Below are 25,519 nucleotides of genomic sequence, written 5' to 3' on the forward strand. Positions count from 1 at the left end.
GTCCGGCTCTGCGTCCTGGTCGGCGTCCGGCTCAGCCCGGCAGGACGCCCAGCAGCGAACCGGCCAGCGGCAGGTCCTTGGCGCCGCCGCCGCCGCTCAGCGGCCCGGTCAGGGCCGAGCTCGCGACCGGGGCCATCCCGTTGTCCGGCTGCACCGCGACGCCGTTGTTGAGCACGTCGGCGGAGGAGTTGGCCCACGGGTCGAGCCGCAGGCCCTTCAGCGGCGCGACGGCGTAGCCGAGGGCGGCGGTGGTGCCGCCGACCGCCTGGGTGGGGTCGGTGTTCTGCAGATGGGTGGTGGGCATCGGGAGGTCGGCGAGCCGGTCCTCGGCGGCCTGGGCGGTCTGGGCGGTGACGCCGCTCAGCAGCATCGCCGCGCCGAGGGCCGCCAGCGCGCCCGCGCCGGTGGTCGTGCGAGACATCGGAGCATCCTTCGGTGGGGTCGGGTCGGGTGAGGAGGGGCGCCTGCCGATACGCCCACTGCCCCCCGGCCGGTGGGCCGAGGGGCAGCAGATGTGCGGGGTGCCGATCAGCGAACCGGTCAGCAGTCGTCGTCCGGAAGGTCGACGTTGGCGCAGGAGTTGCCGAACGCGGGGTTCAGCAGGCCGACGACGTCGATGGAGTTGCCGCAGACGTTCACGGGGACGTGGACCGGAACCTGCACCAGGTTCCCGGACACCACGCCGGGCGAGTTCGTGGCGACACCCTCGGCCTCGGCGCCGGCGTTGGCGACACCGGCACCGGCCATCACCAGGCCGGCGGCAGCGGCGGAGAGGATGGCGGCCTTCTTCACGTTCTGCATGGGGGTAGATCTCCTAGATCACACACGGGGAGGGGTGCGCCGCACCGTGCCGGGCACGGTGCGGCGCGTCAGCTCGCGCTGAGTCAGCCGATGTTGGCGCAGTGGTTGCCGAAGGCCGGGTTCAGCAGGCCGATCACGTTGATCGAGTTGCCGCAGACGTTGACCGGGATGTGCACCGGCACCTGGATCAGGTTGCCGGAGAGCACGCCGGGGGAGTTGGCGGCGACGCCCTCGGCGGTCGAGGACGCGGCGGCGACGCCGGCCGAGCCGAACGCCAGACCGGCGGCGGCGATGGTCAGGACCGCGGCCTTCTTGAAGTTGCGCATGGGTTTCTTCCTCCGATTTCTGCCCGACTCGTGAATGGTCGGGTGCCGGGCGAAATAGCATTATCGCCCGATGAATTTGGGATGCGCCGTGATTGTCACTCACGCGGCCCATCTGGCGCGTGTCGCCCGTGGATTGGGCGAGGCGGGCCGCATTTCGTGTGCGCCTGACGACTTTTCTCGCACGGCCGGGCAAAGGTCGCACATCGGCGCGGCCAGGAGAGTTGCTGCGTCATCCTGGGGTCAGCGGAGCCGGTCCGCCCGAACGGGTGCGTCCAGGTGGACCCGTCGGCCCGTCAGGCGTTCAGGCAGGAGTTGCCGAACGCCGGGTTCAGGACGCCGATCACGTCCACGGTGTTCCCGCAGAGGTTGATCGGAACGTGGACCGGCACCTGGATGAGGTTGCCGGACAGCACACCGGGCGAACCGGCGGCGACGCCCTCGGCCGACGCGCCGTGGGCGCCGTGGGCCGAGGCCGCGCCGGCGGCACCGAGGAGCAGGGCCGCGGCGGCCGCGGTGCCGAACGCGCCGTAGGCGAGCTTGCGCATGATGCAGTCTCATTTCTTCTGCGGGGTGGAGCGGGTTTCGCCAGGAAGAACGAGGCACGGCTCGGGGGGAAACGGGCTGATGTCGCGATCACCCGAATGCCTGGATTGCTCCGGACGGGTGAATGTCGGGGGGCGGGCGCAACCCGGCCCGGGAGGTCTCGTTGCCCGTGGTGCACGCCCTGTGCGCTTCCGTGCTGAGCCTCGGTGCGCGGCAATGGGAAGATCTGATTTATCGAGGAGACTCATATGAGCGTCAAGAAGGCTGCCGCGGTCGGCGCCGCTGTCGTCGGCATCGTCGCGGCTGGTGCCGGCACCGCCATGGCGAGCGCCGGTGCCGAGGGCGTCGCGGCCGGCTCCCCCGGTGTGCTGTCCGGCAACGCCGTTCAGGTTCCGGTGCACATCCCGGTCAACGTCTGCGGCAACTCCATCGACGTGATCGGCCTGCTGAACCCCGCGTTCGGCAACTCCTGCGCCAACGTCGGCTGACCGGACGGATCTCCGTTCGACCTGCCGGTCGATCCCGCACATCAGGGCCGCCGCCCCGCCTCTCCCCTCCTGGGGCGCGGGCGGCGGCTCTTTTGCGTGCCCCGGTCGGTTGCGGCCGGACCCGGGTTGTGCGGACAACTCCGGTGCGGTGAAGGCGTCACGAGTCTTGTTGCATTACCTGTCAGTACCTATTATGTGAGCCTGGCTCATGTTCAACCCATGCTCCGCGCCGTCGGCCTGCACCGGCGGACCCCCACCCTGCAAGGAGTCATGAGTGACCAGGTCACCGCGGGCAGGCATGCCCGGATCCAGGCCGTCTGCCCTGCTCGCCACGGCCGCCCTGCTTGCCGCACTCGGCCTCGGCGGCGGCCTCACCGGCGCCTCCACCGCCGCGGCCGCCTCGCCCTCGGCCGGCAAGCCCGCCGCGGTCGTCGCCCTCGGCGACAGCGCCATCTCCGGCGAGGGCGCCGGCACCGACACCGGCGACGACTACGTCCCCGGCACCGACACCCCCACCAACTACTGCCACCGCTCCACCAAGTCGGAGATCTTCGTCACCGGCCTCGGCGGGGTCACCCCCGTCGACCTCGCCTGCTCCGGCGCGCAGACCGGCGACCTGGTCAGCGACCCCGAGCTGGCGAAGATCACCGGATCCGGCAGCGGCGACTTCGGCGAGCCCAAGCAGGACGTCCAACTCGCCCAGACCGCGGGGAAGTACGACGTCAAGATGGTCGTCGTCACGATCGGCGCCAACGACGACTTCGACTTCGCCGGGATCATGATGAACTGCCTGGTGCAGTACTTCCCGATCCCCAAGGACCAGGGCTGCCGCGACACCATCGGCAGCGCTGAGATCGCCCAGCGCGCCGAACGGGTCAAGCCCAAGGTGACCGCGGCCCTGACGAACATCCGCAACACCATGCGCAAGGCCGGCTACGACGACTCCTCGTACCAGCTGGTCTACCAGTCGTACTTCACCCCGATCACCCCGGACATCCGGCGCAACGACTACGTCGGCAAGATCGCCGACGGCTGTCCGGCCTTCCCCGAGGACCTCGCCTGGGGCCACAACTACGTCGTCCCGCTGTTCAGCGACGCCGTCCGGCAGGCCGCCACCAAGGTTCCCGGCGTCCGCTACCTCGACCAGCGCCGGGTCTCCTACGGCCACGAGGTGTGCGCCGAATGGACCAGCTCGCCGTACGAGTACACCAACGGCGACGTCATCGACCTCTCCGAGAAGACCCGCAACGGCTGCGACTCGGAGATCGGCATCCCCGGCGTGTGCATGAACATGGTGCGCCAGTCGTACCACCTGCGGGTGGCCGGCTACCGGGGCGAGGGCACCTGCCTGGCCCAGTTCTTCCAGCAGCCCGGCCTGCCCCAGGCGTTCTGCACGCTCAACCAGCAGAACACCACCTCCATCGAACCGCTGACCCCGGGCAAGCCCTTCCCCGACCGGCCCGAGGACGGCGCCTGGTACCAGCTCACCAACGCCGCCGACGGCAGGGCCCTGGACTTCAGCGGCGGCGGCACCTACGGCGACTCCACCAACGGCCGGTCCGCCATCACCTATCCGGTCACCGGCGGGCTGAACCAGTCCTTCGTCTTCGAGGCCAAGGCCGGCGGCAGCTACGAGCTGGACTTCAGTGGCAACCGGGGCATGTGCCTGGACGCCACCGGTACCGCCACCGCCCCCGGCACCCGGCTGGAGCAGTGGCGCTGCAACGGCGGAGGCAACCAGCACTGGATCATCACCGCGGTCGGTGACGGCACCTGGAAGATCGCCGACTCGCAGGATCCGACCATGGTCCTCGCCCCCTCCAGCACCGTCGCCGACGGCAACCCGTACGTCGAGCTCGCCACCGACACCGGCGCCGCCGCCCAGCACTGGCAGCTCACCAAGCTCGGCATCGTGTACCTGCACGGCTGAGCCCCCCGACCGGGGGATTCGGGGCAGCTGGGGTCCCCGGATCCCCCCACCGCCGGGCCGGACGGACGCCTTCCGCACCACGGACGGCACCCGTCCGGCCCGGCGTCCACGCGCCGGGCCCCGGCGGCGGACCCCGGGCTGCGGGATAGGGTCGGAGCGTGCCCTCCGACCTCGCCGACCTGGCCCGCTACGCCGCCGCCCTTGATGCCGCCGAACTCGCCCGGGGCCACCTGGACGGCCGGATCGATGCCGAGGAGACCCAGTGGCTGGCGTTCCTGCGCCGCTGCGACCTCGACACCCGCGCCCAGGACTTCGCCCTGCTCGAACACTCCGAGCACCTCGCCGACGACTGCCAGGCGCTGACTGCCGGCCGCACCGGACTCGACCGGGTCTGGAGCTACCTCGACAACTGCCTGACCGGCACCCCCTCGCCCGAGGGTCGGCAGGAGTTCCTGCTCGACCGGGCCGCCTCCGGCCAGGGCATGGACTGGACCTCCGACGGCGCGCTGATGGGTACCGACCGCCCCGAGGAGGTCGACGCCGCCCTCGACCGGGCCGACCCCAAGGCCGGCATCGCCCTGATCGGCCTCGCCGTCACCCACCCCGACCCGGCGAACATCCTTCCGCGCGTCGCCCGCGGCCTGGCCGCCGACGACCCGGACCTGGTCCACCAGGCCACTGTGGCGCTCGGCCAGACCGCCCGTCTCCACGGCATCGTCGACCGCACCTGCCTCGACCTGCTGCGCCGCCTTCCGCGCGGCAACGAGGCCGACGACGACCTGTGGACCTTCGTCCCGCGCCGCCGGCTGCCGTGGTGGCTCTGGCGGCACCAGCTGCTCCGCCTCCCCGGCCGCTGACCCCGTCCCTTCCTCGTACCGTCCCACGGCGAAACCGCCTTGCCGTGCCGCGGCGGGCGCGGCCACCATGCGGGCCATGGACCTCTCCGAACTCCAGGCCGACGACCGCCCTCCCACGCCGGTCGGTCCGGCCGACTGGGCGGCCGCCGAGGCATGGCTCGGACTCCGCCTGCCCGGCGACTTCAAGGCGCTGCTGGCCGACCACGGCCCGGTGCTGGTCGGCGGCCGGATCGAGATCGAGGCGCCGATCGCCGGGACGGACCGCCTCGACTACGCCGCGTGGATCCGCGACCTCAAGCACGAGAGCCGCCGCGCCTCGCGCGAACTGCCGCCCCACCGCCCGCCCGCGTTCCACCCCGCGCCCGGCGGGCTGCTGCCGTGGGGGAGTTCCAACGGCGGCGGGCTGTCGCTGTTCTGGGACACCTCGGTGTCGGACGACCCCGACCGGTGGACGGTGGTCCTCTGCGAGCAGCTCTGCCACCGCTGCCCCGAGCAGGTGAGCCCCTGGCTCTCGTACGACCTGACCGTCTCCGCGTTCCTGGAGACCGTCCTGCTGGACTGCCTGCCGCTGCCCGGCGGTGGCGTCCTCGGGCCGCTGCCGCTCACCGTGCACCACCGCGGCGCGCCGGAGGCCGGGCCGTGGACTGCGCCACCGGTACGCCAACTCTCCACCGAGGAGCGGGAGACGGCCCTGCGGACCGGCACCGGCGTGGACGCGCTTGGCCTCCTGGCGCCGCCGCCCACGGTCCCGTACCTCGGCGAAGACCTCACCTGGGAGCGGCTGTTCGAGCAGCTGGGCACCCGACTGCCGTCCGACTGGCTGGTGTTGATGCGACGGTACGGCGCGGGCTGCTGGGGTGAGTGGGCGAGCTTCAACCCGCCGCTGGCCGAGGGCGAGCGCGGCCTGCTCGGGCTGGTGCGGTGGCGGACCTCGACGTACCGCGAGCACCGCGCCCGGTTCCCCGACCGCCACCCGCTCGCGGTGTGGCCGGAGCCGGGCGGGTTCCTGCCGTTCGCCACCACGATCGACAACGACGCGCTGGGCTGGCTCACCGCGGGTGATCCGGATTCCTGGCCGGTCGTCGTCCAGCCGCGCCACGCCGAGCAGGGTCCGCCGCTGGAGGGCTCGTCGACCGAGATCCTGCTGGAGTGGACGCGCGGTCGGCTCGACGTCGAGGGGCTGCCGGGGCTGGATCCGGACGACGACCCGTTCGACTTCGCCGAGTTCGAGCCGTGGGCCGTCCCGCCCGGACGGTAAAGCGGTGGCGCGCCGACCTGCGCCGGTCTTGAATCCGGGGATGGACAACGCCCGGTGGAACGCCCTGCCCGCCGCCGTCCGGGCCGCGGCGGACGACCTCCTGCGGCTCGGCCGCCGGATCCAGGCCGTGGCGCTGATCCGCGACGCCTCGCCGGAGCCGAAGCCGGGGATCCACCCGGTGCTGGACCTGCTCGCCGAACGCGCCGCCGTCCTCGCGCCGCCCCCGGCGCGGCCCGCCCCGCCGGCCCCCGCCCCGCCGGCTCCCGAGACGCTGGCCGCCCTGGTCCGGGCTCTGCCGTTCCGCGCGGAGGCGGTCGAGGCGGTCTGGGACGGTGACACCGAGGGCTGGTTCGTGGTGCTGTACGCGGTCGCCGCCGATCCCCGGGCGGAGGCGGAGCTGGCCGTCGTGCGGCACGGCACCGATCTGCGCCTCTTCGGCCCCGGGAGCCCCCGGTGGACGGAGGCCGAGGCGGCTCGGGCGCTGGGCCGGACGGTGGCTCAGCTCGTCGGCGTGCCTTTCTGTTTCGCCGCCCCCGACGGCCCGGACGACGGCGCGCCCCGCTGGTGGGACCGATCTCCCCGAATGGTCTAGTCCACTCGTTGACACCGGGCCGGACCGGTCCGATAGTGGTGCAGCACAGCGACCACGAACGAGGAGGTCCCGGTGCCCACACCCTCAGCGGCGGACTACACGGCAGCCGTCCACGCCGCCATCGACCGCGTCAGCAAGGAACAGGCCGACGGCGTGGCCCGCGCCGCCGAACTGATCACCGCAGCACTCGCCGCCGGCGGCATCGTCCAGGCCTTCGGCACCGGCCACTCCGAGGCCCTCGCCATGGAGATCGCCGGCCGGGCCGGCGGCCTCGTCCCCAGCAACCGCATCGCCCTGCGCGACGTGGTCCTCTACGGCGGACGCCCGCTCGAGTCGCTCGCCGGCCCCGACCTCGAACGCGGCACCGACTCCGCCGCCCTGCTGTACGAACTCGCCGCCCCGCACCCTGCCGACGTCTTCGTGCTCGCCTCCAACTCCGGCGTCAACGGCTGCGTCGTCGAACTCGCCCGGCTGGCCAAGGAGAACGGCCACCACCTGATCGTCATCACCTCCGCCGAGCACACCGCCCGGGTCGAGCCCAAGCACCCCTCCGGGCTGCGCCTGCGCGACCACGCCGACGTCGTGCTCGACAACGGCGCCCCCTACGGCGACGCCGTCCTCCCGATGGCCGGCGGCGGCCGCGCCTGCGGCATCTCCTCCATCACCGCCGCCCTGCTCGCCCAGCAGATCGTCGCCGAGGTGATCCAGCGGATCGAGGCCGAAGGCGGCGTCCCGCCGGTCTACCTCTCCGCCAACATCCCCGGCGGCGACGAGCACAACCGCGAACTGGAGGCCCGCTACGCCGGACGCATCCGGCGCACCGCATGACCACCGGCCCCACGGGCGCACCGACACCCCCCGCCCCCGGCCCGGGTTCGCCCGCGCCGGGGCGCGGCCCCCGGGGCGCCCTCGTCCTCGGACTCGACGTCGGCGGCAGCACCACCCGGGTCCTGGTCGCCGACCTCGACGGCCGGCCGCGCGGCGCCGCCCGCGGCGACGGCGGTAACCCCGTCTCGCACGGCGAGGCCGCTGCCGCCCGCGCCATCGCCGACACCCTGCGCCGGGCCCTCGCCGACGTCGACCCCGCCCGGGTCGCGGCCGGCGTCATCGGCCTCGCCGGCGGCCTCGTCGCCGGACCCGTCCTCCGGGCGGTCTGGCCCGAGGCCGGCCTCACCGTCACCCCGCTGCTGGTCAGCGACGCCGAACTCGCCTACGCCGCCGGCACTGCGGAACCCGACGGCACCGTACTGATCAGCGGCACCGGCGCGGTCGCCGCCGAATGCCGCGACTTCGCCCCCGTCCGGACCGCCGACGGCCACGGCTGGCTGCTCGGCGACCGCGGCTCCGGCTACTGGCTGGGCCGCGCCGCCGTCGCGGCCACCCTGACCGCCTTCGACCGGGCCGCCCCCGCACTGCCGGCCGGCCTGCCCGCCGTCGTCACCGACGCACTGGTCGGTCCGCTCCCAGCCGGCGCCGTCCCCCGCGCCGCGGTCATCACCGCTGCCCACGCCCACGCGCCCGTACGACTGGCCCGGCTCGCCCCGCTCGTCCTCGACCTGGCCGCCGCCGGCGACCCGGACGCCACCCGCCTGGTCGAGCAGGCCGCCGACCACCTCCTCGACACCCTCGCCACCGTCCGCACCCCCGACTCGACCCTCCCGGTCGTTCTCGCCGGCGGTGTCCTCTCCCCGGACTCCCCGCTCGCCGCCGCCGTCCGCACCCGCATCGCCGCCCGCTGGCCCGAGGCCCCCCTCACCCACACCGGCAACCCCGCCGGCGCCGCCGCCTGGCTCGCCGCCCGCCACCTCACCCCCCTCGACGACAAACTCCACCCCCGCCTCACCCAACTCCCCCTCCCCACCTGATCCCCAGCCCCGCCGGGCGGGCGCGTCCCGGTTCGTGGCCGGGCGGCCCGGGTGTGGGGTGGGTGGTCCGACCCGAGTCCCGCTGCCCACCTGACCCCAGCCCCGCCGGGAGGGAAGGGGCGGCCGGCTTTCTGGCCCCTCGGGCAGGCGCGTCTGAGTTCGTGGCCGGGCGGGCTGGGCCGGTTGCGGTGTGGGGTGGGTGGTCCGACCCGGCCGCCGCTGCCCACCTGACTCCCGCTCTGCCGGGCCCGGTCGACGGTGCTCGGCCCGGCGCCGTCGCTCCGTCCGCTTGCCGCATCGCGACGGGCGGCGCCGTCCGACATGCCTGCCGCCGAGCGGCTGTGAGTACCTGTCAGTCCGAGAGTCGGGCCCGCCGGCCGGCGGAAAACCGTTCGCCCGTGCCGCGCCGTCGCCCCTACGCTCGCCGGATCATGACCGGTCGCGGGCCGGCCGCGGCGACGGAGGGGCGGGGAACGAACGATGGCTGCTGCGGCGACCGTGCGGGCGGTGAACGGGCTGGCGGCCCGGTGGGCGGGGCTGACCGCGGACGCGGGCACGGTCTCGATGCCGGCCGGGCTGTGGCCGCTGCTGGCGTTCCTGGCGGCCGGTGCCCACGGTCCGGCGGTCGCCGAGCTGGAGGACGCCCTCGGCATGCGGACGGCCGACGCTCTCCCGCTCGCCCACGACCTGCTCGCGGAGCTCGCGGCCCGTCCGGGCCACAGCGCCGCCCTCGGCCTCTGGACCTCCGACGCCTTCCGCCCCGCACCCTCCTGGCTCGCCGACCTCCCCGCGGACGCGCACGGCACGCTCGCCGGTGACGAGGCCACCGACCGCGCCCGCCTCGATGCCTGGGCCTCCCGGTCCACCGACGGGCAGATCGACCGGATGCCGTTGGAGATCGACGGGACCACCCGGCTGGTGCTGGCGTCCGCACTCGCCGTCCGGACCAGCTGGCTCCAGCCGTTCGTGTCCTCGTTCCACCGCCCCGAGGCCGGCCCGTGGGCGGCCCGGGAGCTCTGCTGGATCGGTCGCAGCAGCGCCGTCCTCGACCGGGCGTCCGTCGCCGAGACCCCGATCGGCCCGGTGACCGAACTCCGGGTGCTCGGCGAGCACTCGATCGACGTGCACCTGCTGCTCGGCGAGGCCGGGGCGGCGCCGGGCGACGTCCTCGCCGCCGGTCTCGGCATGCTCGACGGCACCCACCGGCGGGTGACCGCCGACCGCCTGCCGACCGGAACTCCCGGCCCGGGACTGACCATCGGCTATCAGCCGCGCTACCGGCCGCAGCCGCGGCTGCACGTGGTCCTGCCCGAGTTCTCGCTCCGGTCGGAGCACGATCTGCTGGAGCACCCGGCCCGGTTCGGCCTGGCCTCGGCCTCCGACGCGGAGGCCGCGGACGGCCACTTCCGCGGCATCACCACCGAGGAGCCGCTGTACGTGCAGTCGGCCCGGCAGGACGCCACGGCGACCTTCGGTCCGCTCGGGTTCCGGGCCGCCGCGGTCACCGCGTTCGGCCTGGCCGCCGGGAGCGCCCCGGGCCGGTACGTGCCGCCGCCCTACCGCGTCCTGGAGGTCGAGGCAGACTTCGACCGACCCTTCGGCTTCCTCGCCGTGCACCGGGGTTCGCGCCTGGTCCTGGCCAGTGGCTGGGTCACCGACCCGGTGGAGCACCGGTGGGAGGACGACGAGTCGGAGGACGACGACCCGGAGTTCGACGTCCTCTGACCGGCGTCCTCCCACCGGCGTCGCCCGCTACACCTCGGCGGAGGCCTCGACCTCGTGCGGCTCCTGCTCGCCGGACCGGCCCGCGCCGAGGCGGGTGCGGACCAGCGCGATGCCCACCACCAGGGCGGCGACCAGGACGGAGAGCAGCACCTGGATGCGTCCGCCGCCGTCGCTGCCGTCGGTGAGCATGTAGCCGAGCACGAAGGTGATCATCGCGATGGTGGCCCAGGTCAGGTATGGGTAGAGCCACATCCGGACGACCAGCTTCTCCGGCGCCTCACGCAGGATGATCTTCCGCATCCGCAGCTGCGAGCAGCAGATGACCAGCCAGACGAACAGTGCCACCGCGCCCGAGGAGTTCAGCAGGAACTGGAACACCGTCTTCGGCCACAGGTAGTTGAACCCCACCGCCACGAAGCCGAAGACCACCGAGGCGAGGATCGCGGTCTGCGGCACACCGCCGCGGACGGTACGGGCGAAGGCGCGGGGCGCGTCACCGCGGCGGCCGAGCGAGAAGGCCATCCGGGAGGCGGTGTACAGGCCGGAGTTGAGGCAGGAGAGCACGGCGGTCAGCACGATGACGTTCATGATCTGGCCGGCGTGCGGGATGCCGATCGAGTCGAGCGCGGCGACGTACGAGCCCTTGGCGACGATCGCCGGGTCGTCCCAGCGCAGCAGGGTCACGACGACCAGGATCGAACCCAGGTAGAAGACGCCGATCCGCCAGATCACGCTGTTGGTGGCCTGGGTGACGGCCCGTCGCGGGTCCTCCGACTCGCCGGCCGCGAGCGTGACGATCTCGCTGCCCATGAACGAGAAGACCACCATCAGTATGCCGGTGAGGATGGCGCCGGGGCCGTGCGGCAGGAACCCGCCGTGGCCGGTCAGGTTGGACAGGCCGACCGCCGGGTGGTCCGAGCCGGGCAGGACGCCGAACACGGCCAGCGCCCCGAGCACGATGAACGCGGCGATCGCGACCACCTTGATGCCCGCGAACCAGAACTCGAACTCGCCGTACGAGCCCACCGACACCAGGTTGGTCGCGGTCAGCACCACCATGACGATCAGCGCCCACCCCCACTGCGGGACGGCCGGCACCCAGCCCTCGAGGATCCGCGCGCCCGCGGTCGCCTCGACCGCCAGCACCACGACCCAGAAGAACCAGTACAGCCAGCCGATCGAGAAGCCGGCCCAGCGGCCCAGCGCCCGGTCGGCGTACGCGGAGAACGAGCCCGAGCTCGGGTCGGCGGCCGCCATCTCGCCGAGCATCCGCATCACGAACACGACCATCGCGCCGACCAGCGCGTACGACAGGAGGATGCCGGGGCCGGCCGCCGCGATGCCGGACGCCGATCCGACGAACAGGCCCGCGCCGATCACGCCGCCGATCGCGATCATCGACAGGTGACGGTTCTTCAGCCCGGCCTTCAGGCCGTCGGCGGAGGGGGAGGAGGGCGAACCCCCGGGGTTCTCGGTCGACTTGTCGACGTCACCCAGAGCGCTGCTCATGCACAGTCCTTCAGACGGTTGGGTACACGAATGTGCCCAGGTGGAGGCCTGTGGTCGGACCTCCCGCCGCACCTGTGCGTCCACGACGCTATGGCAGGCGTCCGGAATCCGTACATAGTCGATTCCGGACAAAATCATCCCGACCTGCTGTACGGAACCGCACCGCCGATCAGGGCCAGACGAGGCAGTAGAGCTGGTGCCCGGCGTCGTGCAGGCGGTTGGCGAAGTCCTGCCACTCGTGGAGCATCTGGTAGATCACGAAGGCGTCGCGGGGCCCGCGGCGGTCGGGAACGGTGGACCAGATGAAGGCGGCGGCGCCGAGCTCGGTCTCGTCGGCCTTGCGGAGCGGCTCGACGACGGTGTGCGGGAGCTGGACGACGGCGTAGTCGGGGTGGAGGACGACCAGTTCCAGCGGGGGGACCTGGTGGAGCGGCACGCCCTTGATCCCGGTGAGGACCATCGCGCTCATCGTCTCCGGCTTGATCTTGGTGGAGAGGTGCCCGTTGACCGAGCCGCTGGTCTCCATCAGGTCGCCGAGGCGTCCGAGCGCGCCGAGCTCGCCCGCGTCCAGCCCGAGTCCGCCCGGCCCGAGGGCGGTGGGGACTCTGGCGGCGGTGGCCCGGTCGGGTGCGCCGAAGTACTTGTAGGTGACCCCCACTCTGCCCTCGCCTCCGCGCTTTCCCCTGCCTGTACCCGCCGCACCCCCGCCAGCGGCTCCCGCAGGCCTGCGGGTGCCACCCACGGCCTCCTCGGAGCCGTCCTGCGCCTCGGACACTCGGACCATCCTCACCGGAACTCGCCGGAATCGACAGACCCCCGCACGCTCGGTGTCCTCCCGAACGTGCCCCTTACCCGTCTCCCGCCGTCCTACACGAATTCGACGGTGGTACCTGAGACCCTACCTTCGCCACGCCTCGTGAAGGCACCAGCACACGGATCATCGTTCCAGATGATCGGGTCCGGCATGCAGAACGGAAGGACACGATTTGAGAGCATGTCCCGGTAACCCTCCCGCGGACCCACGGATGAGCGAGCCGATGAGCTACCCGTACGAAGCCCCCCAGTCCCAGTCGCTGTTCGAGCGCGCCTCCGTCGTGACCCCCGGTGGCGTGAACTCGCCGGTCCGCGCGTTCCGTGCGGTGGGCGGCACCCCGCGCTTCATGGTGTCGGGCACCGGCCCGTACCTGACCGACGCGGACGGGCGCGAGTACGTCGACCTGGTGTGCTCGTGGGGTCCGATGATCCTGGGCCACGCGCACCCGGCGGTGATCGAGGCGGTGCAGCAGGCGGTGGTCCGCGGCACGTCCTTCGGTACGCCGGGCCAGGGCGAGGTGGAGCTCGCCGAGGAGATCGTCGGCCGGGTGGCCCCGGTCGAGCAGGTCCGCCTGGTGTCGAGCGGCACCGAGGCGACCATGTCGGCGATCCGGCTGGCCCGCGGTTTCACCGGGCGCGCCAAGATCGTGAAGTTCGCGGGCTGCTACCACGGACATGTGGACGCGCTGCTGGCCGCCGCCGGTTCCGGGGTGGCGACCTTCGGCCTGCCGGACACCCCGGGCGTCACCGGCGCCCAGGCCGGCGACACCATCGTGCTGCCGTACAACGACCTGGACGCGGTCCGGGCCGCCTTCGCCGCGCACCCGGGCGAGATCGCCTGCGTGATCACCGAGGCGTCCCCGGGCAACATGGGCGTGGTCCCGCCGCTGCCGGGCTTCAACCGGGGCCTGGCCGAGCTCTGCCGGGCCGACGGCGCGCTGTTCATCTCGGACGAGGTGATGACCGGCTTCCGCGTCTCCAGGGCCGGCTGGTACGGCCTGGAGGCCGCGCACGAGGGCTGGGCGCCGGACCTGCTCACCTTCGGCAAGGTGATGGGCGGCGGCTTCCCGGCCGCGGCCTTCGGCGGCCGTGCCGACGTGATGGCGTACCTGGCCCCGGCCGGCCCGGTCTACCAGGCGGGCACCCTGTCCGGTAACCCGATCGCCACCGCCGCCGGCCTGGCCCAGCTGCGCGGCTGCACCGACGAGGTGTACGCCGCCGTCGACCGGGTGAGCGCCGAGATCTCCGGCCTGGTCACCGCGGCGCTGGCCAAGGAGGGCGTGGCCCACCGCCTGCAGACCGCGGGCAACATGTTCTCGGTCTTCTTCACCGAGGAGCGGGTCACCAACTACGACGAGGCCCGGACCCAGGAGGCGTTCCGGTTCAACGCCTTCTTCCACTCGATGCTGAGCCAGGGCGTCTACCTGCCGCCGTCGGCGTTCGAGTCCTGGTTCGTCTCGGCCGCCCACGACGAGCGCGCGGTCGAGCGGATCGCCGCCGCCCTGCCGGCCGCCGCTCGCGCGGCCGCCGAGGCCCGGGCCTGAGCAGCACCCCCGAACGCACAGCGGCACCGAGGAGAGACACGTGAGCAAGGACACCACCGTCGTCCACCTGATGCGGCACGGTGAGGTGCACAACCCGGAGGGCATCCTGTACGGCCGCCTGCCGGGCTACCACCTGTCGGAGCTCGGTCGGCAGATGGCCGACCGGGTGGCCGAGCACCTGGCCGACCGGGACATCACCCACGTGGTGGCCTCCCCGCTGGAGCGGGCGCAGGAGACCGCGGAGCCGATCGGCAAGGCGCACGGCCTGGCGGTCGCCGTCGACGAGCGGCTGATCGAGGCGGACAACATCTTCCAGGGCAAGACCTTCGGCGTCGGCGACGGCTCGCTGAAGAACCCGAGCCACTGGCGGCACCTGACCAACCCGTTCAAGCCGTCCTGGGGCGAGCCGTACCTCGACCAGGTGGTGCGGATGATGGGCGCGCTGGCCGCCGCCCGGGACGCCGCGCGCGGGCACGAGGCGGTCTGCGTCAGCCACCAGCTGCCGATCTGGATCGTCCGCTCGTTCGCCGAGCGCCGCCGGCTGTGGCACGACCCACGCCGCCGCCAGTGCTCGCTGGCCTCGCTCACCAGCTTCACCTTCGAGGGCGACCGGATCGTCTCGATCGGCTACCGGGAGCCCGCCCGCGACCTGCTTCCGGCGCACCTGGTCGGCAAGGGCAAGAAGGGCGACAAGCCGGTCGGCAAGAGCTTCGGCGCGTAAGCCCGACCGGGGCCCGACCTGCCCGGAATAAGTGGATCATAAGTACAAGAACCGCAGGTCACGGGGGGTTCGGTGGTCAACGCCGGACCCCCCGAAAACGTCCCGGAGACCCATGCGAAACTTTTCACATGTCTGGGACGACCCACCGCCGCCTCCGCCTCGCCGCCACCCTCGGCGCGGCCGCCGTACTCGCTCTGACCGGCTGCTCCGGCACCGGCTCGGCCAGTGGTGACGGCCAGGCCGGCTTCATCACCGGCAAGGGCGGCGTGGACACCGCGGCCGCCGGCCACCGGCAGGACGCACCGGACATCTCCGGCACCGGCCTGGACGGCAGCGGCAAGGTCGGCCTCGCCGACTTCAAGGGCAAGGTCGTCGTACTGAACATCTGGGGCTCCTGGTGCAGCCCCTGCCGGGCCGAGGCCAAGGGCCTCCAGGAGGTCGCCCAGAAGTACGCGGACCAGGGCGTCCAGTTCCTCGGCATCAACACCCGGGACACCGACCCGGCCAACGCGATCAGCTTCGAGAAGAACTTCGGCATCACCTACCCGTCCATCTACGACCCGGACGGCACCCAGATCCTGAAGTTCCCCAAGGGCAGCCTCAACCCCCAGTCGATCCCCACCACCATCGTGGTCGACCGCCAGGGCCGGCTGGCCGCCCGCGCGATGCGCGCGCTGTCCTCGGACGACCTGGAGGCCATGCTGAGGCCCGTGGTCGCCGAGCAGGGTCAGCAGTGACCGCGGACCTCGCCGCGGCCGTCGGGTACAACGACACGGTCGGCAGCGGCGCGCTGCTGCTCGCCGTGCCGATCGCACTCGCCGCCGGCCTGGTCTCCTTCTTCTCGCCCTGTGTGCTGCCGCTGGTCCCCGGCTACCTGAGCTACGTCACCGGCTTCTCCGCCGCCGACCTGGCCGACGCCAGGGGCGGCCGGCGCGGCCGGATGCTGTTGGGCTCGACCCTGTTCATCCTCGGCTTCGCCGCGGTCTTCGTCTCGATGGGCGCGCTGTTCGGCTCCTTCGGCCAGACGCTGCGCGAGCACCAGCGGGTGATCAGCGTGGTGCTGGGCCTGCTCACCGTCGCGATGGGCCTGGCCTTCATGGGCCTGCTGCCCGGCTTCTCGATGCGCGAGCTGCGCTCGCACCGGCGCCCGGCGCTGGGCCTGGCCGGCGCGCCGCTGCTCGGCGTGGTCTTCGGCCTTGGCTGGACGCCCTGCATCGGACCGACCATGGCCGCGATCAACGGCCTGGCTCTCAACCAGGCCAGCGCCGGGCGCGGCGCCCTGCTGATGGCCGTCTACTGCCTCGGCCTGGGCGTACCGTTCGTCCTGGCCGCGCTGGCCTTCCGCAAGGCGCTGGGCGCCTTCGGCTGGGTCAAGCGGCACTACCAGTGGGTGATGCGGATCGGCGGCGGCATGCTCGTCGTGGTCGGCCTGCTGCTGGTGACCGGCGTGTGGGACGCGATGGTCAACCAGCTCCAGTACCTCGCCCCCGACTTCTCGATCGGATTCTGACCGTGAGCGACACCAGGACCAGCCCGGACACGGCGGACGCCGAGCGGCTCTCCACCGCGCCCGAGGAGGCGGAGGCGCCGGTCGTCGGCATAGGCGTGCTCGGCTGGGCCCGCTGGACGTGGCGCCAGCTCACCTCGATGCGGGTCGCGCTGATCCTGCTCTTCCTGCTCTCGCTGGCCGCCATCCCCGGCTCGCTGATCCCGCAGACCAGCCAGAACGCCTTCAAGGTCCAGCAGTGGCAGGCGACCCACAAGGGCATCACCCCGCTGTACGAGAAGCTCCAGCTGTTCGACGTCTACAGCTCGGTCTGGTTCTCCGCGATCTACATCCTGCTGTTCCTCTCGCTGGCCGGCTGCATCGTCCCGCGCACCTGGCAGTTCGTCGGCGTGCTGCGGGCCGAGCCGCCGGCGGCGCCGCGCAACCTGACCCGGATGCCGGTGTACGCCGCCTGGCACACCGACGCCGACGCCAAGGCGGTCAACTCCGCCGCGTACCGGCTGCTGAAGAAGCGCGGCTTCCGGTCCGAACTCGCGGGCGGCGCGGTCGCCGCCGAGAAGGGCTACCTGCGCGAGGTCGGCAACCTGCTCTTCCACTTCTCGCTGTTCGCCCTGCTGGCCGGCTTCGCCTGGGCCAGCCTGGCCAGCGGCCAGGGCGGCAAGCTGGTGATCGAGGGCCAGGGGTACTCCAACACCACCACCCAGCTCGACGACTTCACCGGCTCCGCCTTCTACACCACCGACGACCTGGACGCCTTCGGCTTCAAGCTGGACGGCTTCACCGCCCGGTACCAGGCCGGCGGCGACCAGGCCGGCAGCGCCCGCGAGTTCACCGCGCACATCCGGTACTGGGTCGGCGACGACGCGACCAAGCTGAAGAGCTCGACCATCCAGGTCAACCAGCCGCTGGAGATCGGCGGTTCCAAGGTCTTCCTGATCGGCCACGGCTACGCCCCGGTGGTCACCGTCCGCAACGCCGCGAACGAGATCGTCTACCGCGGCCCGACGCCCTTCCTGCCGCAGGACTCCAACCTCACCTCCACCGGTGTGGTCAAGGTCAACGACTACGGCACCGACCCGAAGGGCAATCGGACCCAGCTCGGCTTCAGCGGCTACTTCCTGCCCACCGCGCCGGAGAGCTTCGAGAAGACCGGCCCGGTGTCGCTCTTCCCGGGCGCCGCCGACCCGATGCTGGTGCTCACCGCCTACGCCGGCGACCTGCGCTCCGACAACGGCCTGCCGCAGAACGTGTACCAGCTCGACACCAAGGCGATGACCCAGCTCCAGCAGGACGGCACCATCGCCCGCGCCCGGCTCAAGGTCGGCCAGGGCTGGACCCTCCCGGACGGCTACGGGAGCATCACCTTCGACGGCTACCAGCAGTGGGCCAGCTTCAGCGTCTCGCACCGCCCCGGCAACGCCGTCGCCCTCACCGGCGCGGTCTGCGCCATCCTCGGCCTGATCGGCTCGCTGTTCGTCCAGCGCCGCCGGATCTGGGTGCGGGCCACCCCCGGACCCGACGGCCGGACTCTGGTCGAGGTCGCCGGCCTCGCCCGCAGCGAGTCGGCGAAGACCGCCGAGGAGCTGGCCGAACTCGCCGTCGAGCTCCAGGACGACGCACCCGCGCTCGACGAGGCGGACGCCTCCGCAGACCCCTCCACCTCCACCGACCAGGACTCCAAGGAGTAGACGGTGCATCTCGCCTCGGTCGACCCGCAGCTGGCCGACCTCTCCAACAAGCTGATCTACTCGGCGATGGCCGTGTACATGCTGGCCATGTTCGCGCACCTCTTCGAGTGGACGTTCGGCTCCAAGGGCGCGGTCGCCGTCCGCTCCGCCGAGCAGGCCTCGCTCGCCGAGACGGTCGCCGCCGCCGACGACACCGCCAAGGGCGTCCGCAAGGTCACCGTGAAGGTCGCGTCGGCCGACGGCGGCACCACCACCCTCACCCGCACCGCCCTCGCCGACGCCGGCGCCACCGTGGTCACCAGCGGGCGCGGCGACGGCGACGCGACCGACGGCCCCGGCGCCGCCGGCACCAGCGAGAAGGGCGACCTGGCGGGCCGCATCGCGGTCTCGCTCACCGTCCTCGGCGCCCTGATGCACGCCGGCGGCGTGCTCACCCGCGGCCTGTCGGTGATGCGCTGGCCGTGGGGCAACATGTACGAGTTCTCCTGCGCCTTCGCGCTGATGATGGTGACCGCGTACCTGGGCCTGCTGGCCACCAGGAAGAACGTCCGTTGGCTCGGCCTGCCCGTGGTGATCGCCGCCCTGCTCACCCTCGGCATCGCGGTCAGCGTGCTCTACACCTCGTCCGAGCAGCTGGTCCCGGCCCTGCACTCGTACTGGCTGGGCATCCACGTCTCCACCGCCATCATGTGCGGCGGCGCGTTCTACGCGGCCTTCGTGGCCACCGTGCTCTACCTTGGCAAGGACGCCTACGAGCGCCGCCTCGCGGCCGGCACCCCGGGCCGCTTCGGCTCGGTCTGGCACCGCCTGCCCGCCGCCGCGACCCTGGACAAGCTCTCCTACCGGATCAACGCGCTGGTCTTCCCGCTCTGGACCTTCACCATCATCGCCGGGGCGATCTGGGCCGAGGCCGCCTGGGGCAAGTACTGGGAGTGGGACCCCAAGGAGACCTGGTCCTTCATCACCTGGGTCGCCTACGCCTGCTACCTGCACGCCCGCGCCACCGCCGGCTGGCGCGGCCGCAAGGCCGCCTACCTGGCGCTGCTGGCCTTCGCCTGCTGGCTGTTCAACTACTACGGCGTCAACATCTTCGTCACCGGCAAGCACTCCTACGCCGGCATCTGACGGCAGACCGACACCCGGGGGGTCCGATGTCCGAGCAGTGCCCGCAGTGCAACAGCCCCGACGGCGTCGTCCGGGTCGCCGAGTCCGGCCTCCCGGAGCTGGCGCCCCCGCCGCCCCCACCGGTTCCCGGCAAGGCCGGCAAGGCCGGCAAGCGGCTGCGGCCGTGGGCGGTGGTCGTCCTGGTGGTGCTGGCCTGCCTGGCCGTGCTGGGGGCGCGAAGCGCGCTCACCGAGGACCTGTCCGGGGCCGACGCCGCCTACCAGCTCGGGTACCGGCTGGGCTGGACGGTGTTCCTGCTCCCGGCTCCGCTGGTCTGGCTGCTCGGACGCCGGACCGCCCCGGAGCCGGTGGGCCACCGACACGCCCACACCGTCTGGGGCCTGCGGATGTGGGTGTGGGAGCACGCCCGCCACTGCCGCAGCTGCCGGGTGGCCTTCTGGTCGCCCGGCGTGCTCGGCGAGGGCTTCCCGGGGACACCGGGAATCCCGTTGCACGAGTTCCCGCTCACGGTCGGCGCGCTGGCCGAGCGGGCCGATGGAAACACGTACGCGAAGCACAGCTGAAGCCGCGAGGAGGGCCGCACAGTGGAGTGCGAAGAGGTCATGCTGACCGTCCGAATCACCGCCGCGGAGAGAGCGCTGCTCCGCCGGCTCGCCCAGGGCCACCACAGCGACGTCTCGGAGGTCGTCGCTGACGGGCTGCTGGACGTGTTGCCGAGCCTGCACTGCGTCGCCGACGCGCACCGGCTGCTGGGGGCCCTCACGGTGCCCGCGCCGTGCGCGCTGACGGTGTGGCTGCCGGCCGCCCTGGCCGACCTGCTGGTGCTGGCGTCGGCGCGGGTCGCGCAGTCGACCGGGGTCAGCCTCGGGTCGTCCTGCATCGTGCTGGGCGCCGCGGTGCGGCTCTGGCTGGCGCAGGACCCGCAGCGCCTGGCGGCCAACCTGAGCACCATGCACGCGGGCCGTCCGGCCGCCCTGGCGGCCGCATAGCCGCCATGAGGTACCACGAAGGGCGCGCGGGAGGTCTCCCACGCGCCCTCGTCGCGTTACGCGGCCTGCTGCCAGCTGACCGGCGAGTAGTAGGCCGGCCGGCGCTCCAGCCGGGACCAGTTGGCGATCGGCTCGATCGCCTGGGCGGCGGCGGTGGCGGCCACCTGCTGGGCGGCGGCCCGGGCCGCCAGGACGGCGGTGAGGGCGGCCAGTTCCTCGGCGTTCAGCGAGCCGCGGACGATGCGGACGAGAGGTTCGCTCATGGTCTCTGTTCTCCCCCGGTTCGAAGTGTGGTGGGTTGCGCGGTGCGGTAGTCCGTCACATCGGCGGGTTGCCGTGCTTGCGGCTGGGCAGGTCGGCGTGCTTGGTGCGGAGCATGGCGAGCGAGGAGGCGAGCACCGCGCGGGTCTCGGCCGGGTCGATGACGTCGTCCACGAGGCCGCGCTCGGCCGCGTAGTACGGGTGCATCAGCTCGGTCTTGTACTCCTTGATCTTCTGCGCCCGCATCGCCTCGGGATCCTCGGCGGCGGCGATGTCGCGGCGGAAGATGACATTCGCGGCGCCCTCGGCGCCCATCACGGCGATCTCGTTGGTCGGCCAGGCGAAGGACAGGTCCGCGCCGATCGAGCGGGAGTCCATCACGATGTACGCGCCGCCGTACGCCTTGCGCAGGATCAGCGAGATCCGCGGCACGGTGGCGTTGCAGTACGCGTACAGCAGCTTGGCGCCGTGGCGGATGATGCCGCCGTGCTCCTGGTCCACACCGGGCAGGAAGCCGGGCACGTCCAGCAGGGTGACCAGCGGGATGTTGAAGGCGTCGCACATCTGGACGAAGCGGGCGGCCTTCTCGCTGGCGTTGATGTCCAGGACGCCGGCCAGCGACTGCGGCTGGTTGGCGATCAGGCCGACCACGTGGCCGTCGACCCGGGCCAGCGCGCAGATGACGTTGGTGGCCCAGCGCTCGTGGACCTCCAGGTACTCGCCGTGGTCGACGATCTCCTCGATCACCTTGCGCATGTCGTACGGGCGGTTGCCGTCGGCCGGGACCAGGTCCAGCAGGCTCTCGTTGCGGCGCTCGACCGGGTCGTCGTTGGCCTGGACCGGCGGCATCTCGCGGTTGTTCTGCGGCAGCAGCGACAGGAGGTAGCGGACCTCCTCGATGCAGGACTGCTCGTCGTCGTAGACGAAGTGCGAGACGCCGGAGACCGAGGAGTGGACGTCGGCGCCGCCGAGGCCGTTCTGGGTGATCTTCTCGCCGGTCACCGCCTGGACCACGTCCGGGCCGGTGATGAACATCTGCGAGGTCTCGCGGACCATGAAGACGAAGTCGGTCAGCGCCGGCGAGTACGCCGCGCCGCCCGCGCACGGGCCGAGCATCACCGAGATCTGCGGGATGACGCCCGAGGCCTTGGTGTTGCGCTGGAAGATGCCGCCGTAGCCGGCCAGGGCGGTGACGCCCTCCTGGATGCGGGCGCCGGCGCCGTCGTTCAGCGACACCAGCGGGGCACCGGCCGCGATGGCCATGTCCATGATCTTGTGGATCTTCTGGGCGTGGGCCTCGCCCAGCGCGCCACCGAAGATCCGGAAGTCGTGCGCGTAGACGAAGACGGTCCGGCCGTGCACGGTGCCCCAGCCGACCACCACACCGTCGGTGTGCGGCTTCTTGGCCTCCAGGCCGAAGCCCTGGGCGCGGTGCCGACGCAGCGGCTCCACCTCGCGGAAGGAGCCCTCGTCCAGCAGGAGATCGATCCGCTCGCGCGCGGTCAGCTTGCCCTTGGCGTGCTGCGCCTCGGTCGCCTTCTCGCTCGGGCCCCGGCGGACCTGCTCCCGGAGCTCGTGCAGCTCGGCCACCCGCCCGCGCGCGTCAGCCGGGCTCTCCTTGCCGACCTGCGCATCGTGCAGAACCGTCATCTCGTACACACTCCAAGCTCGCGGGAAGCTGCGAACATCTCTTCACATACGACACTACGAGGGAGTGCGGCCGCCTTTCGGCGTCGATTCCGTACAAGGTCGGACGCCGATCGCTGTACAGGCCGAACAGACGACGCGTCCGTCCCACCGCCCCGGTGACGGTGCTGGGGCGGTGGCCGGACGGGGGCTCCCCGGACGTCCTACCGGGAGCGAAAGAGCAGGTCAGAGTCGCTGCGACGGGCCGAATGGGGCCCGGGTCGGCGGGACCGGTGAACAGGCCCGGGGCGTGACGACAGCCGACGGGCGGAAGATGTGGCAGGCCACGGATGGTAGGGATGCGCCAAATGGCCTTCCCTCACCCCTTGGCCCCTCCCTCCGGGTCCTCGCCGCGGCGCAGCTCCTCCTCGCGGCGGCGCAGGTCCGCCTCCCACTGCTGGAGCATCTCCTCGTGCCGCTGGTTGTCCTTCTTCAACGAGGCGAGGAACTCCGGGTCGTCGTCCGGGGCCACCACCCGGCGCGCCTGCGGACGCTCGTACTCGGGGAAGCCGGCGGTCGGACCGGCGGGCCACGGGACGCCGCGGCGGCGCGCCGAGGTGCGGTCCCGGCCCACCACCAGCCAGGCGATCGACCCGACCAGCGGGAAGAACAGCACGACGATGATCCAGACCACCTTGGGCAGGTGGCGGATCTCGTCCTCGGGCGTGGTCAGGCAGTCGATGAACGCCCACACCCACAGCGCCAGCAGCGCCACGGCAGGCAGGATCCTCAGCACGGTTGTTCTCCCCCGGAACGCGAACGACGGACAGCAGGCACCCTCTTGGCGGGGCCAGGGTAGCCCGTACCCGATACTGACAGGTATGGCATACGACGATCTCCGTTCGTTCCTCCGGGCCCTGGAGCGCGAGGGCGACCTCAAGCGGATCAAGGCGGAGGTCGACCCCCACCTGGAGGTCGGCGAGATCGTCGACCGGGTACAGAAGGCCAAGGGCCCGGCGCTGCTCTTCGAGAACGTCAAGGGCTCCTCGATGCCGCTGGCGATGAATGTCTTCGGCACCGAGCGGCGGCTTGCCAAGTCGCTCGGACTGAAGTCCCCGGACGACATCGCCGAGAAGATCGCCGGCCTGCTCAAGCCCGAGCTGCCGCAGGGCTTCACCGGCTTCCGCGAGGCGTTCGGCAAGCTCGCCTCGATGGCGCACGTGCCGCCGAAGCAGGTCAAGGCGGGCGACGCGCCGGTGCAGGAGGTCGTCCTCACCGGCGACGACGTCAACCTGGACGAGCTGCCCGCCCTGTTCACCTGGCCGCTGGACGGCGGCTCCTTCTTCAACCTGGGCCTCACCCACACCAAGGACCCGGACAGCGGGGTGCGCAACCTCGGCCTGTACCGCCTGCAGCGCCACGACCGCCGCACCATCGGCATGCACTGGCAGATCCACAAGGACAGCCGCAACCACGCCGCCGTCGCCGCCAAGCGCGGCGAGCGGCTGCCCGTCGCCATCGCCTTCGGCTGCCCGCCGGCCGTCACCTACGCGGCCACCGCGCCGCTGCCCGGCGACATCGACGAGTACCTGTTCGCCGGCTTCGTGGCGGGCGAGCGGGTGAAGATGGTCGACTGCAAGACCGTGCCGCTCCAGGTCCCGGCCGACGCCGAGGTGGTGCTGGAGGGCTGGCTGGAGCCCGGGAAGATGCTCCCCGAGGGCCCGTTCGGCGACCACACCGGGTTCTACACCCCGCAGGAGCCGTTCCCGGCGCTGACCATCGACTGCGTCACCATGCGGCGCCGCCCGATCCTGCAGTCCATCGTGGTCGGCCGCCCGCCGACCGAGGACGGGCCGCTGGGCAAGTTCACCGAGCGCTTCTTCCTGCCGCTGCTCAAGGTGATCATCCCGGACATCGTCGACTACGACCTGCCCGAGGCCGGCGGCTTCCACAACTGCGTGATCGTCTCGATCGACAAGAAGTATCCCAAGCACGCCCAGAAGGTCATGCACGCGATCTGGGGCGCCCACATGATGTCGCTGACCAAGCTGATCATCGTGGTGGACGCCGACTGCGACGTGCACGACTACCAGGAAGTGGCCTGGCGGGCCCTGGGCAACGTCGACTACAGCCGCGACCTGTCCGTGGTCGAGGGCCCGGTCGACCACCTCGACCACGCCTCCTACCAGCAGTTCTGGGGCGGCAAGGCCGGCATCGACGCCACCCGCAAGCTCCCCGAGGAGGGCTACACCCGCGACGGCGGCTGGCCCGAGATGGTCGCCTCCGACCCGGCCACCGCGGCCCTGGTCACCCGGCGCTGGAAGGAGTACGGGCTGTGACCACCGCTGCCCTCCCGGAGGTCCCGCAGAGCAAGGTCAAGGCCTTCCTGCGACTGGTGATGATCGAGCACTCGGTGTTCGCCCTGCCGTTCGCCTACATCGCCGCGCTGACCGCGATGTTCCAGGCCGACAAGCGGGTGCACTGGGGCGAGCTCTTCCTGGTCACCGTCTGCATGGTGGGCCTGCGCACCTTCGCCATGGCCGCCAACCGCATCATCGACCGCGAGATCGACGCCCGGAACCCCCGCACCGCCGGCCGCGAACTGGTCACCGGCGCCGTCTCCGTCCGGACCGCCTACGTCGGCTCCGCCGTCGCGCTGGTCGTCTTCCTGGCCTCCGCCGCCCTGCTCAACACCCTCTGCCTGGTGCTGGCCCCCGTCGCGGTCGTCCCGATGGTCGTCTACCCCTACGGCAAGCGCTTCACCGACTTCCCGCAGGCCATCCTCGGTCTCGCCCAGGCGATCGGCCCGATCGGCGCCTGGCTCGCCGTGACCGGCACCTGGTCCTGGCCCGCCGTGGTGCTCGGCCTCGCCGTCGGCATCTGGATCGGCGGCTTCGACCTGATCTACGCCTGCCAGGACGTCTCCTCCGACCGCGAGCAGGGCGTCCGCTCCGTCCCCGCCCGCTACGGCGTCCCCGCCGCGGTGTGGGGCGCCCGCACCTGCCACGCCGTCACCACCGCCCTGCTCGTCTGGTACGCCCTCCTCACCGACGCCGGCCCCGCCTTCTGGCTCGGCCTCGCCGTCGTCGCCGGCGCCTTCCTCTACGAGCACACCATCGTCCGCCCGACCGACCTCTCCCGCCTCAACCGCGCCTTCTTCTCCACCAACGGCTTCGTCGGCATCTCCCTCTTCGCCTTCGCCCTTCTCGACCTCGTCCTTCGCGGCCTGACCATCTGATACTCCAGGGGCTCGGGGAACTGCGAGGCCGGCCCCGGGGGCGGGTACTCCGTTGTGGTCGGGCCGGCCCCGGGGCGGGTGCGGCGCCGTACCTTCCGCTGCGCGCAGTTCCT

At 72.3% G+C, this 25,519-nt stretch carries 27 protein-coding genes; 18 read left to right on the forward strand and 9 right to left on the reverse strand.

What is annotated here, in order from left to right; genetic code table 11:
* Nucleotides 1-31 precede the first annotated feature (31 nt).
* From FHR36_RS13925 to FHR36_RS13940, 4 genes are all read right to left on the reverse strand, one after another.
* Entirely contained in the window at nt 32-421 is a 390-nt protein-coding gene (locus FHR36_RS13925; RefSeq protein WP_253796879.1) for a hypothetical protein, read from the reverse strand.
* 119 nt (nt 422-540) lie between these two features.
* The gene (locus tag FHR36_RS13930; RefSeq protein ID WP_253796881.1) at nt 541-801 is read right to left on the reverse strand and encodes a chaplin; all 261 of its coding nucleotides are present in this window, start codon (nt 799-801) and stop codon (nt 541-543) included.
* Nucleotides 802-884: 83 nt separating this feature from the next.
* Complete coding sequence (locus tag FHR36_RS13935) at nt 885-1,127, reverse strand: chaplin (RefSeq protein WP_253796883.1); 243 nt, start codon at nt 1,125-1,127, stop codon at nt 885-887.
* A gap of 293 nt (nt 1,128-1,420) precedes the next feature.
* On the reverse strand, nt 1,421-1,672 hold the full coding sequence (locus FHR36_RS13940) for a chaplin (protein ID WP_253796885.1): 252 nt from the start codon (nt 1,670-1,672) through the stop codon (nt 1,421-1,423).
* A gap of 246 nt (nt 1,673-1,918) precedes the next feature.
* Between FHR36_RS13940 and FHR36_RS13945 the strand changes: the two genes are divergently transcribed.
* The 8 genes from FHR36_RS13945 to FHR36_RS13980 all read left to right on the forward strand — a co-directional run bounded on the left by FHR36_RS13945 (nt 1,919) and on the right by FHR36_RS13980 (nt 10,385).
* Nucleotides 1,919-2,158, forward strand: coding sequence for a chaplin (locus FHR36_RS13945; protein WP_253796888.1), 240 nt, complete (start codon nt 1,919-1,921; stop codon nt 2,156-2,158).
* Between the two features lie 274 nt (nt 2,159-2,432).
* Nucleotides 2,433-4,088 (forward strand): RICIN domain-containing protein, encoded by a 1,656-nt coding sequence (locus tag FHR36_RS13950; protein WP_253796889.1) that lies wholly within the window; start codon nt 2,433-2,435, stop codon nt 4,086-4,088.
* Nucleotides 4,089-4,246: 158 nt separating this feature from the next.
* Nucleotides 4,247-4,945 carry a hypothetical protein gene (locus FHR36_RS13955; RefSeq protein WP_253796890.1) on the forward strand — a complete coding sequence of 233 codons (699 nt, stop codon included), beginning with the start codon at nt 4,247-4,249 and terminating at the stop codon, nt 4,943-4,945.
* Nucleotides 4,946-5,021: 76 nt separating this feature from the next.
* A complete protein-coding gene (locus tag FHR36_RS13960; protein ID WP_253796891.1) occupies nt 5,022-6,203 on the forward strand; it encodes an SMI1/KNR4 family protein in 1,182 nt (393 codons plus the stop codon).
* Nucleotides 6,204-6,243: 40 nt separating this feature from the next.
* A complete protein-coding gene (locus tag FHR36_RS13965) occupies nt 6,244-6,795 on the forward strand; it encodes a hypothetical protein (protein ID WP_253796892.1) in 552 nt (183 codons plus the stop codon).
* Between the two features lie 72 nt (nt 6,796-6,867).
* Nucleotides 6,868-7,623 carry an SIS domain-containing protein gene (locus FHR36_RS13970; RefSeq protein WP_253796893.1) on the forward strand — a complete coding sequence of 252 codons (756 nt, stop codon included), beginning with the start codon at nt 6,868-6,870 and terminating at the stop codon, nt 7,621-7,623.
* Nucleotides 7,620-8,660 (forward strand): N-acetylglucosamine kinase, encoded by a 1,041-nt coding sequence (locus FHR36_RS13975; protein ID WP_253796894.1) that lies wholly within the window; start codon nt 7,620-7,622, stop codon nt 8,658-8,660. The genes FHR36_RS13970 and FHR36_RS13975 overlap by 4 nt, the downstream gene beginning before the upstream one ends.
* Before the next feature lie 480 nt (nt 8,661-9,140).
* Nucleotides 9,141-10,385 carry a serpin family protein gene (locus FHR36_RS13980; protein ID WP_253796896.1) on the forward strand — a complete coding sequence of 415 codons (1,245 nt, stop codon included), beginning with the start codon at nt 9,141-9,143 and terminating at the stop codon, nt 10,383-10,385.
* Nucleotides 10,386-10,412: 27 nt separating this feature from the next.
* On the opposite strand, the gene FHR36_RS13985 is transcribed toward FHR36_RS13980, so the two are convergent.
* Nucleotides 10,413-11,894, reverse strand: a complete 1,482-nt coding sequence (locus FHR36_RS13985) for an amino acid permease (protein ID WP_380231731.1) — start codon at nt 11,892-11,894, stop codon at nt 10,413-10,415.
* A gap of 169 nt (nt 11,895-12,063) precedes the next feature.
* Entirely contained in the window at nt 12,064-12,552 is a 489-nt protein-coding gene (locus FHR36_RS13990) for a hypothetical protein (RefSeq protein WP_253796898.1), read from the reverse strand.
* Nucleotides 12,553-12,931: 379 nt separating this feature from the next.
* Between FHR36_RS13990 and hemL the strand changes: the two genes are divergently transcribed.
* The 8 genes from hemL (at nt 12,932) to FHR36_RS14030 (ending at nt 20,281) form a co-directional block, all read left to right on the forward strand.
* On the forward strand, nt 12,932-14,251 hold the full coding sequence (gene hemL / locus FHR36_RS13995; protein WP_253799245.1) for a glutamate-1-semialdehyde 2,1-aminomutase: 1,320 nt from the start codon (nt 12,932-12,934) through the stop codon (nt 14,249-14,251).
* A gap of 70 nt (nt 14,252-14,321) precedes the next feature.
* Nucleotides 14,322-14,972 (forward strand): histidine phosphatase family protein, encoded by a 651-nt coding sequence (locus tag FHR36_RS14000; RefSeq protein ID WP_253799248.1) that lies wholly within the window; start codon nt 14,322-14,324, stop codon nt 14,970-14,972.
* 128 nt (nt 14,973-15,100) lie between these two features.
* Nucleotides 15,101-15,709: a TlpA family protein disulfide reductase gene (locus FHR36_RS14005; protein ID WP_253796900.1), complete on the forward strand. Its 609-nt coding sequence runs from the start codon at nt 15,101-15,103 to the stop codon at nt 15,707-15,709.
* The gene (locus FHR36_RS14010; protein WP_253796901.1) at nt 15,706-16,482 is read left to right on the forward strand and encodes a cytochrome c biogenesis CcdA family protein; all 777 of its coding nucleotides are present in this window, start codon (nt 15,706-15,708) and stop codon (nt 16,480-16,482) included. The genes FHR36_RS14005 and FHR36_RS14010 overlap by 4 nt, the downstream gene beginning before the upstream one ends.
* 2 nt (nt 16,483-16,484) lie before the next feature.
* Nucleotides 16,485-18,167, forward strand: coding sequence for a cytochrome c biogenesis protein ResB (gene resB, locus FHR36_RS14015; protein ID WP_253796902.1), 1,683 nt, complete (start codon nt 16,485-16,487; stop codon nt 18,165-18,167).
* Nucleotides 18,168-18,170: 3 nt separating this feature from the next.
* Complete coding sequence (gene ccsB, locus FHR36_RS14020; protein WP_253796903.1) at nt 18,171-19,292, forward strand: c-type cytochrome biogenesis protein CcsB; 1,122 nt, start codon at nt 18,171-18,173, stop codon at nt 19,290-19,292.
* 26 nt (nt 19,293-19,318) lie between these two features.
* Nucleotides 19,319-19,855 carry a hypothetical protein gene (locus tag FHR36_RS14025; protein WP_253796904.1) on the forward strand — a complete coding sequence of 179 codons (537 nt, stop codon included), beginning with the start codon at nt 19,319-19,321 and terminating at the stop codon, nt 19,853-19,855.
* Between the two features lie 39 nt (nt 19,856-19,894).
* Nucleotides 19,895-20,281: a hypothetical protein gene (locus FHR36_RS14030; RefSeq protein WP_253796905.1), complete on the forward strand. Its 387-nt coding sequence runs from the start codon at nt 19,895-19,897 to the stop codon at nt 20,279-20,281.
* Nucleotides 20,282-20,337: 56 nt separating this feature from the next.
* Here the strand turns inward: FHR36_RS14030 and FHR36_RS14035 are convergent, their stop codons facing one another.
* The 3 genes from FHR36_RS14035 to FHR36_RS14045 form a co-directional block, all read right to left on the reverse strand.
* Complete coding sequence (locus tag FHR36_RS14035) at nt 20,338-20,544, reverse strand: acyl-CoA carboxylase epsilon subunit (RefSeq protein WP_253796906.1); 207 nt, start codon at nt 20,542-20,544, stop codon at nt 20,338-20,340.
* 55 nt (nt 20,545-20,599) lie between these two features.
* Nucleotides 20,600-22,192, reverse strand: coding sequence for an acyl-CoA carboxylase subunit beta (locus FHR36_RS14040; protein ID WP_253796907.1), 1,593 nt, complete (start codon nt 22,190-22,192; stop codon nt 20,600-20,602).
* Nucleotides 22,193-22,547: 355 nt separating this feature from the next.
* On the reverse strand, nt 22,548-22,964 hold the full coding sequence (locus tag FHR36_RS14045) for a PLD nuclease N-terminal domain-containing protein (protein WP_253796909.1): 417 nt from the start codon (nt 22,962-22,964) through the stop codon (nt 22,548-22,550).
* Nucleotides 22,965-23,049: 85 nt separating this feature from the next.
* Between FHR36_RS14045 and FHR36_RS14050 the strand changes: the two genes are divergently transcribed.
* Together FHR36_RS14050 and mqnP are read left to right on the forward strand one after the other, a co-directional pair.
* Complete coding sequence (locus tag FHR36_RS14050) at nt 23,050-24,507, forward strand: menaquinone biosynthesis decarboxylase (protein ID WP_253796911.1); 1,458 nt, start codon at nt 23,050-23,052, stop codon at nt 24,505-24,507.
* Nucleotides 24,504-25,406, forward strand: coding sequence for a menaquinone biosynthesis prenyltransferase MqnP (gene mqnP / locus FHR36_RS14055; protein WP_308199333.1), 903 nt, complete (start codon nt 24,504-24,506; stop codon nt 25,404-25,406). Before FHR36_RS14050 ends, mqnP begins: the two co-directional genes overlap by 4 nt.
* Nucleotides 25,407-25,519 lie beyond the last annotated feature (113 nt).

It is taken from the genome of Kitasatospora cinereorecta, from assembly GCF_024172095.1.
GTDB classification, from domain to species: Bacteria; Actinomycetota; Actinomycetes; order Streptomycetales; family Streptomycetaceae; genus Kitasatospora; species Kitasatospora cinereorecta.